Here is a 16433-nt window from a genome sequence, read left to right as displayed (position 1 = left end):
GTGCGCTTTGTGCTGCTTAAAGTGGATAGATGGAACCGCAAGGCTCGCCCAAGATAGACGTCAACGCGCTACAGGGGAAGTGTCCGGCGGATGAAACCGGCCTCTCCTGGCGTTAATAAAACCAATAACGAGGTCTTTATGAATGCCCCTTTCGATCAGCTGTTCACTTGGCTGAAAGATCACAAGATTACCGAAGTCGAGTGCGTCGTCAGCGACCTGACCGGCATTGCACGCGGCAAAATCGCACCCACCAACAAGTTCCTGCATGAGCGAGGCATGCGCCTGCCGGAAAGTGTGCTGTTGCAAACGGTAACCGGGGACTTTGTCGACGACGACATCTACTACGACCTGCTCGATCCGGCTGACATCGACATGGTCTGCAAGCCGGATGCCGACGCCGTTTACGTGGTGCCGTGGGCCATCGAGCCGACCGCCATCGTGATCCACGACACCTTCGACAAGTTCGGCAACCCGATCGAACTGTCGCCGCGCAACGTGTTGAAGAAAGTCCTGCAGTTGTACACCGACAAAGGCTGGCGGCCGATTGTGGCGCCGGAAATGGAGTTCTACCTGACCCAGCGCTGCGAAGACCCGGACCTGCCGCTCAAGGCGCCGATGGGCCGTTCGGGCCGTGCCGAAAGCGGTCGCCAGTCGTTCTCCATCGATGCGGCCAACGAATTCGATCCGCTGTTCGAAGACGTCTACGACTGGTGCGAACTGCAAGGTCTGGACCTCGACACGCTGATCCACGAAGACGGCCCGGCACAGATGGAAATCAACTTCCGTCATGGCAACGCCCTGGACCTGGCCGACCAGATCACCGTGTTCAAACGCACCATGCGTGAGGCGGCGCTCAAGCACAACGTGGCGGCAACCTTCATGGCCAAGCCGGTCGGCGATGAGCCGGGCAGCGCCATGCACCTTCACCAGAGCGTGGTGGACATTGCCACCGGCCAGCCGATCTTTGCCGATGCCGATGGCAACATGAGCGAGCTGTTCCTGCATCACATCGGTGGCTTGCAGAAGTACATCCCGAAAGTGCTGCCGATGTTCGCGCCGAACGTCAACTCGTTCCGCCGCTTCCTGCCGGACACCTCGGCACCGGTGAACGTCGAATGGGGCGAAGAAAACCGCACCGTCGGCCTGCGCGTGCCGACCTCAAGCCCGGACGCCATGCGCGTCGAGAACCGTCTGCCGGGCGCTGACGCCAACCCGTACCTGGCCATCGCCGCTAGCCTGCTGTGCGGTTACCTGGGCATGGTCGAGCGTATCGAGCCGAGCGCTGCGGTACAAGGCCGCGCCTATGAGCGTCGCAACCTGCGCCTGCCGATCACCATCGAGGACGCCCTGACCCAAATGGAAGAGTGCGACACCATCGGCCGCTACCTGGGCGACAAGTTCGTGCGCGGCTATGTCGCGGTCAAGCGCGCCGAGCACGAGAACTTCAAACGGGTGATCAGTTCCTGGGAGCGTGAGTTCCTGATGCTCAGCGTCTGAGATCTTCGCTGTCCGTAACGGCCTCATCGCGAGCAAGCTCGCTCCCACAGGGGAACGCATTTCAAATGTGGGAGCGAGCTTGCTCGCGATGAGGGCCGACAGACCACCAAAGAATCACCTGAAGAATCCAATAACTCTAATAGGTATCGATATGCGTCTATTGAAATCCGTGGTCCCGGCCGCGCTGGCGGTCCTGTTCAGCGCCGTTGCCCAGGCTCAGCCACAGGTCAGCGTCTACAACTGGACCGACTACATCGGCGAAACCACCCTCGTCGACTTCCAGGCGAAAACCGGGATCAAGGTGATCTACGACGTATTCGATTCCAACGAAACCCTGGAGGGCAAGCTGCTTGCCGGTCGTACCGGGTATGACGTGGTGGTGCCGTCCAACCACTTCCTCGCCCGTCAGGTGAAGGCGGGTGCGTTCCTCAAGCTCGATCGCGAGCAACTGCCGAGTTTCCAGAACCTTGACCCGAAACTGCTGACGCTGCTGGAGAAAAACGATCCGGGCAACTCGCACTCGGTACCGTACCTGTGGGGTACCAACGGCATCGGCTATAACGTCGACAAGGTCAAGCAAGTGCTGGGCATCGATCACATCGATTCCTGGGCAGTGCTGTTCGAACCGGAAAACATCAAGAAGCTCAGCGCCTGCGGCGTGTCGATGATGGACTCGGCGGACGAAGTGTTCCCGGCGATGCTCAACTACATGGGCATGGACCCGCGCAGCGAAAACCCCGAGGACTTCAAAAAGGCCGAAGCCAAGCTGCTGCAGATCCGCCCCTACATCACCTACTTCCACTCCTCCAAGTACGTTTCGGACCTGGCCAATGGCGATATCTGCGTGGCCTTCGGTTACTCGGGTGACGTGTTCCAGGCCGCCAACCGCGCCAAGGAAGCCAGGAACGGCGTGAACATCGCCTACGCCATTCCCAAGGAAGGCGCCAACCTGTGGTTTGACCTGCTGGCCATCCCCGCCGACGCCAGCAATCCGAAAGAAGCCCACGCCTTCATCAACTACCTGCTGGACCCGCAAGTGATTGCCAAGGTCAGTGCTTCGGTCGGTTATGCCAACCCGAACCCGGCCGCCAAGCAGTACATGGACCCTGAGCTGGTCGGCAATCCCGAGGTTTATCCGTCCCAGGAAGTCCTCGACAAACTCTACATCTCCACCACGCCGCCGCAGTCGATCATGCGTCTGATGACCCGCTCGTGGAGCAAAGTGAAGTCCAACAAATGAATCAGTACACCAAGGAACACACCCTCTCCTGGTACGCGGCGTCCGCCAGGGGCATGCGACAGCGTCCCGCGCTGTCCTCGGACCTGGAGGCCGATGTCTGCGTGGTCGGCGCGGGCTTCACCGGCATCAACACCGCCATCGAACTGGCCCAGCGCGGGCTCTCGGTGGTCCTGCTGGAGGCTCGGCGGATTGGCTGGGGCGCCAGCGGGCGCAACGGCGGCCAGTTGATTCGCGGCATCGGTCATGACGTCAGCGGCTTTGCAAAGCACATCGGTGCCGAAGGCGTGCAATACCTGGAGTACGCCGGGACCGAATCGGTGCAGGTGGTGGCCAATCGCATCCGAGAGCAAGGCATTGATTGCGACTTGCGCTGGGGGTTCTGCGAACTGGCCAACACCCCGGCGCATTTTGCCGGGCTGAAGGCCGAGCACGCGCAATTGCTTGAGTCTGGTTACGCCCATGAAACCCGCTTGATCGAACCGGGCCAGATCCGTGAGCACGTGGTGGATTCCGGCGTTTACGCGGGCGGTCTGGTAGACATGGGCTCGGGCCACTTGCATCCGCTGAACCTGGCGCTTGGCGAAGCGAACGTCGCCGAGTCCTTGGGTGTGCAGATCTTCGAGCAGAGCCCGGTGCTGGAGTTGATCCACGGCAGCACCGTGCAGGTGCGCTGTGCCGGCGGCACTGTGCGTGCGGGCACGTTGGTGCTGGCTTGCAACGCGCATCTCGAAGAGCTTGAACCGAAGCTCAGTGGCAAGGTGCTCCCGGCGGGTAGCTACATCATCGCCACCGAACCCTTGTCGGCAGAGGCCGCCGCAGAACTGATCCCGCACAACCTCGCGCTGTGCGACCAGAAAGTCGGACTGGATTACTACCGGCTCTCGGCTGACCGGCGTTTGTTGTTCGGCGGTGCCTGTCATTACTCGGGGCGCGACCCGGCGGACATCGCTGCCTACATGCGCCCGCAGATGCTCAAGGTGTTCCCGCAACTGGCCAATGCGCGCATCGACTTTCAGTGGGGCGGCAAGATCGGCATCTCGGCCAACCGCTTCCCCCAGGTCGGGCGCCTGAGCCAGCACCCGAACGTGTTCTACGCCCAGGGTTACTCCGGCCATGGCCTGAACGTGACCCACTGGTGCGCGAAGTTGTTGGGCGAAGCGATCCATGCCGGCCACAGCAAAGGCTTTGACGTGTTCAGCGCCGTGCCGCACATGACCTTCCCCGGCGGACGCGCCCTGCGTTCACCCTTGCTGGCCCTTGGCATGTTCTGGTATCGGATGCGGGAAGTGCTGGGTTGACCGGGTAGCCGTGGCGAGGGAGTTCCCCCGCCTGGCTGACAGAAATGCAGCGGTCTTGAGCAAGACCGCTGCCGCACCGCTAGTTAGGCACCGGGATATTGACGCCCTCCTTCTGCAAGCTTTCCCGAATCGACTGGAATTTCTGGTACTTCGACAATTCGATCGGCCCGTCGTAGCCCATGCTTTGCAATTTGCGCGGTGGGTATTTGACGTAGGTCTGCATCAACTTGGTGATCGCCTGGCTGATCGGCACCATGGTCCAGGTGTGCTCGGTGTAATTGTTCATGAAGACGTCATAGCGCTCCTGTGGATCCTGCAGCAGGTCGAACACTTGCGGCACGATCGCCACGTACTTCGCTTCACCCTTCCAGCCGAGGTTGGAGTCCACCGCCAGGCCGCCGGTCTGCGCACCATTGTCGCCACGCAGGTTGAATACAGCCTTGTAGCTCCCGACGCGGACAGCCCCCGGCGACAACTCGTTTTCGGTGAAATAGAACCACTCCTTACGTGGGTCGGGGCCAGTGCCGGTTATCACCGGGGTCATGTCGTAGCTGTCGAAATAGATCGGCTGACCTTCGCGATCTTTCTCCGGCAACTTGATGCCGGCCACCGAGGCGAAGGTCGCCATCAAATCGAGCCCGCCGAGAATGTCGTGGTTCTTGGCATTGGGCTTGATTTTTCCAGGCCAGGTCATGATTGCAGGGACCCGGTTACCGCCCTCGCGCACGGTGCCCTTGGTGCCACGGAATGGCGTGTAGCCGGCGTCCGGATAAACGTCCTGCCAGGCGCCGTTGTCGGTGGTGTAAACCACCAGCGTGTTCTTATCCAGGCCCAGCGCCTTGAGCTTGTCCATGATATGGCCGATGCGCGTATCCAGTTCGACCACCGAGTCGGCGTACTTGGACTTGGAGATCGATTTGTGAACGAACTCCGGTGCCGGCAGGTTCGGCTGGTGCACTTTCATGAAGTTGACGTTGATGAAAAATGGCTTGTCGGATTTGGCGGCGGTGTCGAGGAATTCCAGTGCAGCTTTTTCGACATAACCGTCAAAGTAGGGGATCCCGACTACACCGGGTTTGCCATCGATGACCGGCGTATCAACATACTGGCCGTTGATCTTGAACTCTTCGACGGCCTTTTCTCCCGCCTTGCCCGAGAGTGCGCCCTTGGTCACCTTGGTAAACATTTCCCGGGTTTCCGGGTCCATGTCGGGGAACCATGTCGGGTCGGCGTAGGTGTAGGCATTGAGGTGATAGAGGCCGACGTACTTCATCACGTCATAGCCCTGGGCATTGGGCAACGCATAGTCGGCTTCACCCAGGTGCCACTTGCCGGTGAAGTAGGTTTCGTACCCGCCGGTCTTGAGCACCGAGGCCAGCGTCCACTCGGCGGCAGGCAAACCACCGCCCTGGCCCTGGAAGGCCACGGTGGTCATGCCGCTGCGATTGGGGATGCGCCCGGTCTGCATGGCGGCTCGCCCTGGCGTGCAGCTTGGTTGCGCGTAGAACGAGTAAAAGGTTGTGCCCTCAGCGGCCAGTTCGTCGATGCTGGGTGTCGGCATGCCCCGGCCGACACCGCCACCGTACGGCCCCAGATCGCCGTAGCCGGTATCGTCGGACACGATGAACAGGATATTGGGCTTTTCTGTTTGTGCTGCCTGGGCCATACCGTTAAGCGCTATCAGTAATGAACCTGCAATGTAGAACCTTGAGCGATGCGAGAGTGTTTTCATGGCGACCTTCCTTTATCGGGACGGATCCTTGTGGCCGGCTACTTGTTTTCAAGTAATCCGTAACCGGACCCTGGTGAGTTACCCCCAAACCATGCCCTCCGGTTAGTTCCAGGCGTTCAACTGAGCAAACAATTGAATTTCTGTAGCTACTCAAGGCACCCGAGTCAGCCTAGTACGGTTATTTTCATAACGCGCAATGCAGGCAGTGGAATTCGAAGTCGTTCGTCGCTTGCTTCCCATGTAATTCCGTGGGTCGAGTCATCCCCCGGCGGCGGATAGCCTTCAGCTTGCGACTTTCGATTTGCTCAATTGCGAGTCACTTCTATATTGAGGGGGTGCTCTGAACTTCCTGCCTTCTGTTGAGCTTGACCCATGGCAACTACTGATCAGCTGATCATCTGCGAGCACTGCGACAGCGTGTACCAAAAAGTAACGCTCGCCAAACATCAGAAAACCCTGTGTACGCGCTGCGGCGGCGTGCTTCAGCGCTATAACGGCCTCACGGTGGAACAGCGTCTTGCCTTGACCTTCACGGCGCTGATGCTCTGGGTATTCGCCAATTTCTATCCGGTGATGAGCATCAGCTTCAAAGGCGTGAAGAACAGCGCAACGCTCTGGGACTCGGTGCTGGCCCTGAGCCTGGGGCCTATCACGTTCATCGCCATGGTGGCGGCAATCGCCATGATCATCGCGCCGATTTTCCAGCTGTTGCTGCTGATCTGGGTGCTGGGCTTCGCCCTCTCCCGGCAACGCTCGCCCGGATTCAAATTCTGCATGCGCTGGCTGGAAACCCTGAGGCCCTGGAGCATGCTCGAAGTCTGCCTGCTGGGCGCCATGGTCGCAGTGATCAAACTCGCCGGACTGCTCGATGTGCTGCCCGGCATAGGGTTGTTTGCCCTGGCTGCGCTGAGCCTGATGATGATCCGCATCGCCGGGCGCGATATCCGCGAACTATGGGACATCGTATGAGCACACCTCCGTACGCCGACGAGCTCAACCTGTGCCTGTGTCACACCTGCGGGCTAGCCTGCGACATGACTGGTGAACCTCACGAATGCGAACGCTGCGGCGCGCCTTTGCATCGACGCAAGACCAATGCCATGACCCGGACCTGGGCCTACATGATCGCCGCCCTGGTGTTTTACATCCCCGCCAATTTGCTGCCGGTAATGAACACCAAAATGGTCGGCCATGGCGCCGACAGCACGATCATGAGCGGCGTGCTGGAGTTCTGGGAAGCCGGAGCCTGGGACATCGCCCTGATCATCTTCATTGCCAGTATCGCGGTGCCGGGCATCAAGTTCGTCGCCGTCACGCTGCTGCTGGTCACCGTGCAACGCGACAGCGAGTGGGCACGTAAAGAGCGGTCGACGCTGTACCGCTTCGTCGAAGTCATCGGTTACTGGTCGATGCTCGATGTGATCGTGGTCGCCCTGGTGGCCTCGCTGGTGAAATTCCAGGCCCTGGCCGACATCGAGCCGCGCCCGGGCATTCTGTTTTTTGGTCTGGTGGTGGTGTTCACCATGCTCTCGGCCATGAGTTTCGATCCACGCATGATCTGGGATAAAGAACGGGAAAACCCACACGATGAGGAGGTCACGGATGAAGTCACAAGCCACTGACGGGCCGCAAGCCCCCGGGCTGGCGCCGATCAAGACCCGCCGTTTCAGCGTCTCGCTGGTCTGGATCGTACCGATCGTCGCGGTGCTGGTGGGTATTTCGCTGGTGGTTCACAGCATTCTGCAGCAAGGCCCGACCATCGTTGTCACGTTCAAGACCGGGGACGGCCTGACCGCGAATAAAACCGAGGTCAAATACCGCAATGTCGTGATTGGTCATGTCTCCGATGTGGAACTGAGCGCTGACCAGAAGAGCGTCAACGCCACGATCAAACTGGAAAAGCAGGCCGAAAGCTTTACCCGTGAAGACTCGCAGTTCTGGGTCGTGCGGCCGCGCATTGGCGCTGGCGGTGTGTCCGGCATCGATACGCTGCTGTCGGGCGATTACATCGGTGCCGATATCGGCCAGGCCAACGGCCGGGCAAAAAACTTCATGGGGCTGGAGAGTCCGCCGCCCATCACCTACGGCGAGCCGGGCAAGCGTTTCACCCTGTTCACACAGGACCTGGGGTCGCTGGATATCGGCTCTCCGGTCTACTACCGCAAGATCCCGGTGGGTCAGGTGGTGGCCTACGCGCTGGACCCGGATGGCAAAGGCGTGAACATCGAGCTGTTCATCCATGCACCCAATGACAAGTACGTCACCGAAAACACCCGTTTCTGGAACGCCAGCGGCATAGACGTGAGCGTCGGCGCCAACGGTTTTGCGGTCAAGACCGAATCGTTGTCTTCCTTGCTGGTGGGCGGTATTGCCTTCCGCGCGCCCGACTACAGCCCTGACGATAAACCTGCGGCTGCCGAGTATGCCTACGAACTGTTCGAAGACCAGCAATCCGCCCTCGCCCCGCCAAACGGCAAGCCGCAGTACCTGGCCATGCGTTTCGATCAGGCAATGCGCGGGCTCAAGGTTGATGCGCCGGTGGAATTCCTCGGCGTGGAAATCGGCAAGGTGGTGGCGGTCAATCTGGATTACGACGAGAAGAAACGTTCCTTTCCGATCAACGTCGGCATCGTGATTTACCCGCAACGCCTGGGTCAGGCCCACCTCAAAATGCTCAAGGCGCTCAATCATGATCCTAATGACGAGGCCGGGAGTGTGCGCCTGATCGGCACCTTCATCGAAAACGGCCTGCGAGCCCAGGCTCGCACCGGCAACTTCCTGACCGGCCAGTTGTACATTGCCCTGGACTTCTACCCCAAGGCCGACAAAGTCGCCTTCGATGCAAATGCACGCCCGGTCATGATTCCGACCCTTCCCGGCAGCCTCGAGCAATTGCAGGAAAAACTCGAGTCCATGGTCGACAAGATCAACAAACTGCCGATCGAGCGAATCGCCGGCAATCTCGATGGCAATCTCGTCGAACTGCGCAAAGGCATCATGCAATTCAACGGCAAGATCATGCCTGGCGTGCAGACCACCTTGTCAGATGTCAGCAAAACCCTGGAAACCGCCAATTCGACCCTGCAGTCCGCCAGTTCGACCTTGGCCGACGATTCACCGCAACGGGAAAAACTGGGGCAAACCCTGGATGAACTGGGACGTACGTCGAGATCCTTGCGTGACCTTTCGGATTACCTGGGACGGCATCCGGAATCGCTGCTTCGCGGCCGTCCGAACAATGCCGCACCCGTGGATCTGCAGGGGCCACCGCGCAATTGAACACAGGAGCAACACCCATGGCTTTTCCGCTGAAGTTCACCCTGGTCACCGCGATGTTGCTGCTCGCCGCTTGCCGCAGTGACCCGATTCAATTCCACACCCTGACCCCGGCCCAGGTGGGCGATCATTCAATGACCACCGTCGGGGTGATTCAGATCGAGACGATCAGCGTGCCGCCCCAGGTCGATCGTGCGCAGATCGTCATTCGCCAAGGCAACAGTGGCCTGGCGATCCTGGAAACCCATTGGTGGGCTGCGACCCTCGTGGATGAATTGCGCGGTGCGCTGGCCGATCAACTGAGCAACAGTCCGGTACAAGGCAAATATTCGGTGCGGGTCGATGTGCAGCGTTTTGACTCGGTCCCCGGTCAATACGCGTTGATGGACGTGAAATGGCGCCTGCGCAGTGCCGGCATCGGCGACACGGCACGGGTGATTTGCCGCAGCACCTTGCAAACACCGTCAGGTGCGAGCATCGATGACCTGGTGCTTGCCCAGCAAAACAACGTCAAACGCCTGGCCGCGCTGATCAGCCAGGCTGCCGCCAGACCACAGGCGAGCTGCCCTTCGCCCTGAACGCCTTTTCTCCTGCTTCCCGGATTAACGGCGACACGTTCGCCGTTAATCCCAACCCATACGCCCTCTCTGTTTCCCGCTGTCATTCCATGCGAGTGTAAAAGATAACGTTTCTCAATAACAAACAAATTATCCGAGCGAACCTCCTATGCAATTTTTTCACATTCCTTTCACCGCTCCGACACCTGCACAGATTTAACGTGGGCCGCAGTTAATTCGCTGAACTTAGTCTCGGCGGACATTTTTTGTGCTGTTTCAGGTTTTGTTTAACAGTACTTCCCTGGCGCTCCTATTGGTGGACAAACTTGGTCAATTCCGTCTCGCGTAAACCGTCTTCGCGCCTGTCTAAATCGGTCGTGGCCATTGCTGCACTGACCGTCGCCGCGGTGGTCACCGGTTTGGTCCTGTGGCCGAAATCCCCGGCCAACCTGGCCCATGAGGGCGCGCAAGCCCGGGCTCAATTGCTGCAACAATGGAGTGCCGGCGAGATCGCGGTACTGGTTCGTCACGCCGAGCGCTGCGACCGTTCCAGCAATCCTTGCCTGGGCCCGGCTGACGGTATTACCCGAATTGGCAGTGAAGCGGCCGCCGGTGTCGGGCAAGGCCTGGCACGCCTGGGTTTGACGCAAGCCGACATCCTGACCAGCCCGGTGACGCGCACCGTGCAGACCGCGCATTACATGTTCAACAGCGACCCACGGACCCAGGAGTGGCTGGCGACCTGCGGCACGACCCTGCGTAACGATGTCGTGGCGCACAAGGTAGCCCATCGCAACCTGGTGCTGGTGACCCACAGCGGTTGCATCGCCGACTTTGAAAAGCAGGCCGGCCTGAAGCATTCGGCGAAGGACGCCGAGTACGCCAGCGCGCTGTTTGTCCACATCGATGGCAATGGCCAACTGCAAGTGCTCGGCATTGTGAATGCCGAAGACTGGAACACTCTGTTACAAGAAAAAAACTGAAATCATTACTGACCGAGAACTTTGCCACTAAGTTGTTTCAAGCCGGACTGAATGGAACCTGAACAAAACAGCGAGAAGTGTGATTGCACTTCTCGCCGTTCAATATCATTCCGGTTTTCTCTCTCACTAGTTGCACATCACTCTTCAACCAGCCATCTAAGCGCCAAGGTCGAGACATGACGTCTAATCAGCCATTGCCAGATTCTGCTAGCCATTCTTCCCGCCTGCGCGCCCCAACGGCGCCTGCCAACGAACGCTGGATGCTATTCGCCTTGGTACTGGCGTTCTTTGCGTTCTACTTGCTGCCGCTCATGAGCCACGGCCTGTGGATTCCCGATGAAACCCGTTATGCCCAGATCAGCCAGGAAATGCTGCAGGGCGGGAACTGGGTCTCGCCGCATTTCATGGGCCTGCGTTATTTCGAGAAGCCGATTGCCGGTTACTGGATGATTGCCATCGGCCAGGCGGTGTTTGGCGAGAATCTGTTCGGGGTGCGCATCGCCTCAGCGTTGAGTACCGGGCTGAGCGTGTGGCTGACCTACCTGATTGCCCGCCGGTTCTGGGGCGATCCGCGCAAAAGCTTTGCCTGCGCACTGTTGTACATGAGCTTCGGGCTGATTGCCGGTCAGGCCGGGTACGCCAACCTCGATCCGCAGTTCACCCTGTGGGTCAACCTGAGCCTGGTTTCACTGTGGTTTGCCATCGACAGCCGCACCACGCGTGCCCGCCTGGGTGCCTGGACGATGCTGGGTATCGCCTGCGGCATGGGCTTCATGACCAAGGGCTTTCTGGCCTGGCTGCTGCCAGCGGCGATCGCCCTGCCCTACATGCTCTGGCAGCGCCGCATGGGTGAGCTGTTGCGTTACGGGCCACTGGCCGTTGTGGTCGCCGCGGCCGTCTGCTTGCCCTGGACATTGGCCATTCATCATCAGGAACCGGACTTCTGGAATTTCTTCTTCTGGAACGAGCACGTACGCCGCTTCGCCGCCGACAATGCGCAACACGCCCGGCCGTGGTGGTTCTACCTGCCGATGCTGGTCGTCTCCGCCCTGCCCTGGGCCGCGTTGTTGCCGACAACGTTCATCCAGGCCTGGAACGACAAGCGCCAGCCCGTCAGCGGTTTTCTCCTGCTCTGGCTGTTGTTGCCATTGGCGATTTTCAGCGTGAGCAGCGGCAAGTTGCCGACCTACATCATGCCGTGCCTGTTGCCGCTGGCGCTGCTGATGGGTCATGCGCTGACCAGCCTGCTGGAACGCGCACAGGGGCGGACGATTCGCGTCAACGGCTGGCTCAACGTGGTCATTGCCACGACGGCCTTGATCGCTTTGCTGTACCTGCAACGGAGCAAAGAGGTTTTTGAGAATACCGAGATGTTCAGCCTGTCCCTGGCGTTCATCGTGCTGTTGGGCTGGATCATCGCCAACGCCCTGCAAATCCTGCGACCATTGACGTTATGGGCGATGCCGGCCCTCGGCATCTGGTTGCTGGTGGCACTGCTTCCCGCCGCCATGCCGGGCCAGATCGTCGACAGCAAGATGCCCGACCGGTTTATCGCCGAACACCTGGACAGCCTGAACCAGACCACCTCGCTGCTGAGTAACGACCTGGGAGCGGCCTCGGCCTTGTCGTGGCTGACCAGGCGACCGGAGGTGGCGCTGTACAATGTTGTCGGCGAGCTCAAGTATGGTCTTTCGGATCCGGACGCGGCCTCGCGCAAAGTGACTCAGCAAGACATCGGGCAATGGATGACCGAGGCGCGTAAAAAGGGCTCGGTCGGGGTGGTGATGAGGGTCAACAGCGTCGATGAAATTCAGGAAGTCGAGGCGCTGCCCATCGACGGAAAACGCTATCAGCGCGGCAACCTGCAAGTCCTGATCTTCCCGCAAATCCAGCCCTGACAGGCAAGACGCAAAAAACCCGAGAGGTCGAACCGGCCTCTCGGGTTTTTCGTTTTCGCATCGTTTAAGCGACGAGTCGAACCACAGTGGGCACAGCGCTGCTAATCTGAATGAAAATTACATGTATTTACGGTTTTTTTTACGTTATTTTCTCATTTGGATCTCTACATTCCCTGCAATTCAAAACATGCAAATGATTCGCATTGATTTACAAGCGTTTCAATGCGTATGACTTTCAAAAAAATGCACCAGGAGCAGCTCGCAGAATGATTCCCAACATCCCTTCGTTCTTGAAAAAGGCCCTGCTGGCCACCGCTTTGCTGAGCGCTGGCCAGGTCTACGCAGCTGACTCCGTCGGCATCGTGGTGTACAACGCGCAACACGAAGGCCTGACCAAGGCCTGGGTCGAGGGCTTTACCCAGGAAACCGGTATTCCCGTGACCTTGCGTAACGGCGATGACACCGAGATGGGCAACCAGATCGTGCAGGAAGGCACCGCTTCTCCGGCGGACGTATTCCTGACCGAAAACTCCCCGGCCATGGTGCTGGTCGACAACGCCGGGCTGTTTGCGCCAGTCGACAAGACCACGCTGGAACAGGTTGACTCCGCCTATCGCCCGGCCCACGGCAAATGGGTCGGGATTGCCGCGCGCTCCACAGTGTTTGTGTACAACCCGGGCAAACTGTCGGAAGCCAATCTGCCGAAATCGATCATGGACCTGGCCGATCCGAGCTGGAAGGGTCGCTGGGCTGCGTCGCCAGGCGGTGCTGACTTCCAGGCCATCGTCGCTGCCATCCTGGAACAAAAGGGTGAAGCCGCCACGCTGGAATGGCTGAAAGCGATGAAAACCAACTACACCAACTACCGTGGCAACAGCTCGGTACTCAAGGCGGTGAATGCCGGGCAGATCGACAGCGGCGTGATCTACCACTATTACAGCCTGGTCGATCAGTCCAAGACCGGCGAAAACAGCAAAAACACCGCCCTGCACTATTTCAAGCACAAAGATCCGGGCGCTTTTGTTAGCATCTCCGGCGGCGGCGTCCTCGCTTCCAGCCAACACAAAGAACAAGCCCAGGCGTTTCTCAAATACATTACCGGCAAGGATGGCCAGGCCGTCCTGAAAAACGGTAAGTCGTTTGAGTACGCCGTGGGCAAGAACGCTGAATCCAACCCTAAACTGGTGCCTTTGCAGCAACTTGACGCGCCGACTGTCGATGCTTCGAAACTCGACAGTAAAAAAGCCGTGGAGCTGATGACACAGGCCGGACTGCTCTAAATTGATGCCAGAAACCCTGCCTGCGGGGGTCGCTGTGGCGACACCCGCACATTTGCGTCGACGATCCCGCGGAGTCTTTGCGGGACGTGGCGGTGTATGGGTGATCGGTTTGTCGGTGCTGGTTTCATTACTGGCACTGCTACCGATCGCTTACGTTATTGGCGTGTCCCTGCAGACAGGCTGGTCAACCGTCGTGACCCTGGTGTTCCGCCCCCGGGTTGGTGAACTGCTGATCAATACCGTATTGCTGGTACTGCTGACGATTCCGTTGTGCGTGGCGCTGGGGGTGACACTGGCGTGGCTCACAGAACGTACAAATTTGCCCGGACGACGCTGGTGGTCGTTGCTGGCCACCGCACCGCTGGCGGTGCCCGCGTTCGTTCACAGCTACGCCTGGGTCAGCCTGGTGCCACCGATCCACGGCTTGTTTGCCGGTGTCCTGGTCTCGGTCATCGCCTACTTCCCGTTCCTGTATTTGCCGGTAGCGGCCACCTTGCGCCGGCTCGACCCGGCCATTGAAGACGTCGCCGAATCCATGGGGCTCAAACCCTGGAAAGTGTTTTTCCGCGTGGTGTTGCCGCAATTGCGCCTGGCGATCTGCGGCGGTGCCTTGCTGGTCGGCCTGCACCTTCTCGCCGAATACGGCCTGTACGCGATGATCCGCTTCGACACCTTTACCACCGCGATCTTCGATCAGTTCAAATCGACCTTCAACGGCGCAGCGGCGCACATGCTGGCCAGCGTGCTGGCGTTGTGTTGCCTGGCGATGTTGACGGCCGAATCCGCCGCCCGGGGTTCTGCCCGTTATGCTCGCGTCGGTTCGGGAAGCGCCCGGGAGCAACGGGTCGTGTGCCTGAAACCGGTATCCACCCTGCTCTCGTTGACCCTGCAAATCGTGACCTGCGCCCTGGCCCTGGGCGTGCCCTTGATCACCCTGGGTAAATGGCTGATCGCCGGCGGTGTGGAAGTCTGGGACATGGCTGAATTGCTGCCTGCCCTGGAGCAAACCCTGCTGCTCGGCGTCGCTGGCGCGGCGCTGACCACTTGCGCGGCGATCCCGATCGCCTGGCTGTCAATCCGCTACCCCGGCCGACTGCAACGGGTACTGGAAAGCTGCAACTACATCACCAGCTCCCTGCCGGGAATTATCGTGGCGCTGGCGTTGGTGACCGTCACGATCCATTTTGCCCGGCCGATTTACCAAACCACCTTCACCGTGCTGCTGGCGTACCTGTTGATGTTCTTGCCCCGCGCGCTGGTGAGCCTGCGCGCAGGCATTGCCCAGGCCCCGGTGGAACTGGAAAACATTGCCCGCAGCCTGGGCCGCTCGCCGGCCCGGGCACTGTGGCTGATCACCTTGCGACTGGCCGCTCCGGGGGCTGCCGCCGGCGCGGCGCTGGTGTTCCTGGCGATCACCAACGAGCTGACCGCCACCCTGTTGCTGGCTCCGAATGGCACGCGCACCCTGGCGACCGGATTCTGGGCCATGACCAGCGAAATCGATTATGCCGCCGCTGCACCCTACGCCTTGTTGATGGTTATGCTGTCGCTGCCGCTGACCGGACTTCTTTATCACCAATCGAAAAAAACGGCTGGCCGATGAACACTCTTGAATTGAATGCCCTCTACAAATCCTATGGCGCCCATTGCGCCCTGGACAACGTCAGCCTGTCGGTGCCCAGCGGCAGTCGCACGGTGATCGTCGGTCCTTCCGGCTCCGGTAAAACCACGTTACTGCGGATGATTGCCGGCTTCGAATTCCCCGACGCCGGACGTCTTTCGTTCAATGGCCAGACCCTGGTCGACGGCACCCACGAAGTGCCGGCCCATCAACGCCTGATCGGCTACGTGCCGCAGGACGGTGCGCTGTTCCCGCACATGACCGTGGCCGCGAACATCGGCTTCGGCCTGGCGACCAAGGGCACTGAAAAACAACAGCGAATCGCCGAACTGATGGACAGCGTGGCGCTGGACGCGAAGATGGCCGAGCGCTGGCCTCACGAATTGTCCGGTGGCCAGCAACAGCGCGTGGCCCTGGCCCGGGCGTTGGCGCAACAGCCACGGCTGATGCTGCTGGACGAGCCATTCTCGGCGCTCGATACCGGATTGCGCGCCGCAATGCGCAAGATGGTTGCGCGGCTGCTGGAAGACGCAGGCGTCACCACCATTCTGGTCACCCATGACCAGAGTGAAGCCCTGTCGTTCGCCGACCAGTTGGCGGTGATGCGCCATGGCCGACTGGTCCAGTCAGGGCATCCGCTGGACCTCTACCGCTACCCCGAAGACGAACAGACCGCCCTGTTCCTGGGGGATGCCGTGGTCATGCCCGCGCGCATCGAGGCCGGTTGGGCCCATTGCGACCTGGGGCGAATCCCGGTCAACAACCACCGCAACAACAGCGCGGCACAGATCATGCTGCGTCCCGAACAGCTGCAACTGGCCAGCATCCTGCCCAGCGACCCGGAAGCCAGCGGTTGCCGGGCCGTGGTCACCGACCGGGACTTCAGCGGCAACACCTGCACGCTGACGGTGGAACTCCAGCCATTGACCAGCCGCGAGCAACCGGGCCGATCACTGCTGGTGCGCAGCTCAGGCATGTATGCACCACCCGCCGGCAGCTCGGTTCAGGTCTCGACCATCGGCCATGCCCATGTGCTGAGCGAGATGTGATC

The 16433-nt window shown here is 60.0% G+C and carries 13 protein-coding genes; 12 read left to right on the top strand and 1 reads right to left on the bottom strand.

Annotated features, from left to right (window positions below):
• Window positions 1-138: 138 nt before the first annotated feature.
• The 3 genes from AC1DKH_RS20235 to AC1DKH_RS20225 all read left to right on the top strand — a co-directional run bounded on the left by AC1DKH_RS20235 (window position 139) and on the right by AC1DKH_RS20225 (window position 4035).
• Window positions 139-1497 (top strand): glutamine synthetase family protein, encoded by a 1359-nt coding sequence (locus tag AC1DKH_RS20235; protein ID WP_477799073.1) that lies wholly within the window; start codon window positions 139-141, stop codon window positions 1495-1497.
• 151 nt (window positions 1498-1648) lie between these two features.
• Window positions 1649-2737 carry a polyamine ABC transporter substrate-binding protein gene (locus AC1DKH_RS20230; protein WP_477753667.1) on the top strand — a complete coding sequence of 363 codons (1089 nt, stop codon included), beginning with the start codon at window positions 1649-1651 and terminating at the stop codon, window positions 2735-2737.
• Window positions 2734-4035, top strand: a complete 1302-nt coding sequence (locus tag AC1DKH_RS20225; protein WP_477799072.1) for an NAD(P)/FAD-dependent oxidoreductase — start codon at window positions 2734-2736, stop codon at window positions 4033-4035. The genes AC1DKH_RS20230 and AC1DKH_RS20225 overlap by 4 nt, the downstream gene beginning before the upstream one ends.
• A 79-nt stretch (window positions 4036-4114) precedes the next feature.
• On the opposite strand, the gene AC1DKH_RS20220 is transcribed toward AC1DKH_RS20225, so the two are convergent.
• Window positions 4115-5767: an arylsulfatase gene (locus tag AC1DKH_RS20220; protein ID WP_477799071.1), complete on the bottom strand. Its 1653-nt coding sequence runs from the start codon at window positions 5765-5767 to the stop codon at window positions 4115-4117.
• A 372-nt stretch (window positions 5768-6139) separates the two neighbouring features.
• Between AC1DKH_RS20220 and AC1DKH_RS20215 the strand changes: the two genes are divergently transcribed.
• The 9 genes from AC1DKH_RS20215 (at window position 6140) to AC1DKH_RS20175 (ending at window position 16431) form a co-directional block, all read left to right on the top strand.
• Entirely contained in the window at window positions 6140-6736 is a 597-nt protein-coding gene (locus AC1DKH_RS20215) for a paraquat-inducible protein A (RefSeq protein ID WP_477760495.1), read from the top strand.
• Complete coding sequence (locus AC1DKH_RS20210) at window positions 6733-7389, top strand: paraquat-inducible protein A (RefSeq protein WP_477799070.1); 657 nt, start codon at window positions 6733-6735, stop codon at window positions 7387-7389. The genes AC1DKH_RS20215 and AC1DKH_RS20210 overlap by 4 nt, the downstream gene beginning before the upstream one ends.
• On the top strand, window positions 7370-9046 hold the full coding sequence (locus AC1DKH_RS20205) for a PqiB family protein (RefSeq protein ID WP_477799069.1): 1677 nt from the start codon (window positions 7370-7372) through the stop codon (window positions 9044-9046). The genes AC1DKH_RS20210 and AC1DKH_RS20205 overlap by 20 nt, the downstream gene beginning before the upstream one ends.
• A gap of 17 nt (window positions 9047-9063) precedes the next feature.
• On the top strand, window positions 9064-9621 hold the full coding sequence (locus AC1DKH_RS20200; protein WP_477764200.1) for a PqiC family protein: 558 nt from the start codon (window positions 9064-9066) through the stop codon (window positions 9619-9621).
• 305 nt (window positions 9622-9926) lie between these two features.
• Window positions 9927-10583, top strand: a complete 657-nt coding sequence (gene pmrG, locus AC1DKH_RS20195) for a lipopolysaccharide core heptose(II)-phosphate phosphatase PmrG (RefSeq protein WP_477753660.1) — start codon at window positions 9927-9929, stop codon at window positions 10581-10583.
• A gap of 176 nt (window positions 10584-10759) precedes the next feature.
• Entirely contained in the window at window positions 10760-12481 is a 1722-nt protein-coding gene (gene arnT, locus AC1DKH_RS20190) for a lipid IV(A) 4-amino-4-deoxy-L-arabinosyltransferase (protein ID WP_477799068.1), read from the top strand.
• Between the two features lie 266 nt (window positions 12482-12747).
• Window positions 12748-13761 carry an iron ABC transporter substrate-binding protein gene (locus AC1DKH_RS20185; RefSeq protein WP_477753658.1) on the top strand — a complete coding sequence of 338 codons (1014 nt, stop codon included), beginning with the start codon at window positions 12748-12750 and terminating at the stop codon, window positions 13759-13761.
• A gap of 4 nt (window positions 13762-13765) precedes the next feature.
• Window positions 13766-15364 carry an ABC transporter permease gene (locus AC1DKH_RS20180; protein WP_477799067.1) on the top strand — a complete coding sequence of 533 codons (1599 nt, stop codon included), beginning with the start codon at window positions 13766-13768 and terminating at the stop codon, window positions 15362-15364.
• On the top strand, window positions 15361-16431 hold the full coding sequence (locus tag AC1DKH_RS20175; protein ID WP_477753656.1) for an ABC transporter ATP-binding protein: 1071 nt from the start codon (window positions 15361-15363) through the stop codon (window positions 16429-16431). The genes AC1DKH_RS20180 and AC1DKH_RS20175 overlap by 4 nt, the downstream gene beginning before the upstream one ends.
• Window positions 16432-16433 lie beyond the last annotated feature (2 nt).

The sequence above is a fragment of the Pseudomonas sp. 05L36 genome, from assembly GCF_056398125.1.
The sequence above is the reverse complement of the archived record's forward strand: the minus strand, read 5'-3'. Positions and strand labels throughout refer to the sequence as shown.

Bases quoted from the DNA above. Each gene is read 5' to 3' on its own strand.
- AC1DKH_RS20225 (WP_477799072.1), top strand. From the start codon at position 2,734: ATGAATCAGTACACCAAGGAACACACCCTCTCCTGGTACGCGGCGTCC.
- AC1DKH_RS20175 (WP_477753656.1), top strand. From the start codon at position 15,361: ATGAACACTCTTGAATTGAATGCCCTCTACAAATCCTATGGCGCCCAT.
- arnT (WP_477799068.1), top strand. From the start codon at position 10,760: ATGACGTCTAATCAGCCATTGCCAGATTCTGCTAGCCATTCTTCCCGC.
- AC1DKH_RS20180 (WP_477799067.1), top strand. From the start codon at position 13,766: ATGCCAGAAACCCTGCCTGCGGGGGTCGCTGTGGCGACACCCGCACAT.
- AC1DKH_RS20185 (WP_477753658.1), top strand. From the start codon at position 12,748: ATGATTCCCAACATCCCTTCGTTCTTGAAAAAGGCCCTGCTGGCCACC.
- AC1DKH_RS20210 (WP_477799070.1), top strand. From the start codon at position 6,733: ATGAGCACACCTCCGTACGCCGACGAGCTCAACCTGTGCCTGTGTCAC.
- AC1DKH_RS20205 (WP_477799069.1), top strand. From the start codon at position 7,370: ATGAAGTCACAAGCCACTGACGGGCCGCAAGCCCCCGGGCTGGCGCCG.
- AC1DKH_RS20200 (WP_477764200.1), top strand. From the start codon at position 9,064: ATGGCTTTTCCGCTGAAGTTCACCCTGGTCACCGCGATGTTGCTGCTC.
- AC1DKH_RS20220 (WP_477799071.1), bottom strand. From the start codon at position 5,767: ATGAAAACACTCTCGCATCGCTCAAGGTTCTACATTGCAGGTTCATTA.
- AC1DKH_RS20215 (WP_477760495.1), top strand. From the start codon at position 6,140: ATGGCAACTACTGATCAGCTGATCATCTGCGAGCACTGCGACAGCGTG.
- AC1DKH_RS20235 (WP_477799073.1), top strand. From the start codon at position 139: ATGAATGCCCCTTTCGATCAGCTGTTCACTTGGCTGAAAGATCACAAG.
- AC1DKH_RS20230 (WP_477753667.1), top strand. From the start codon at position 1,649: ATGCGTCTATTGAAATCCGTGGTCCCGGCCGCGCTGGCGGTCCTGTTC.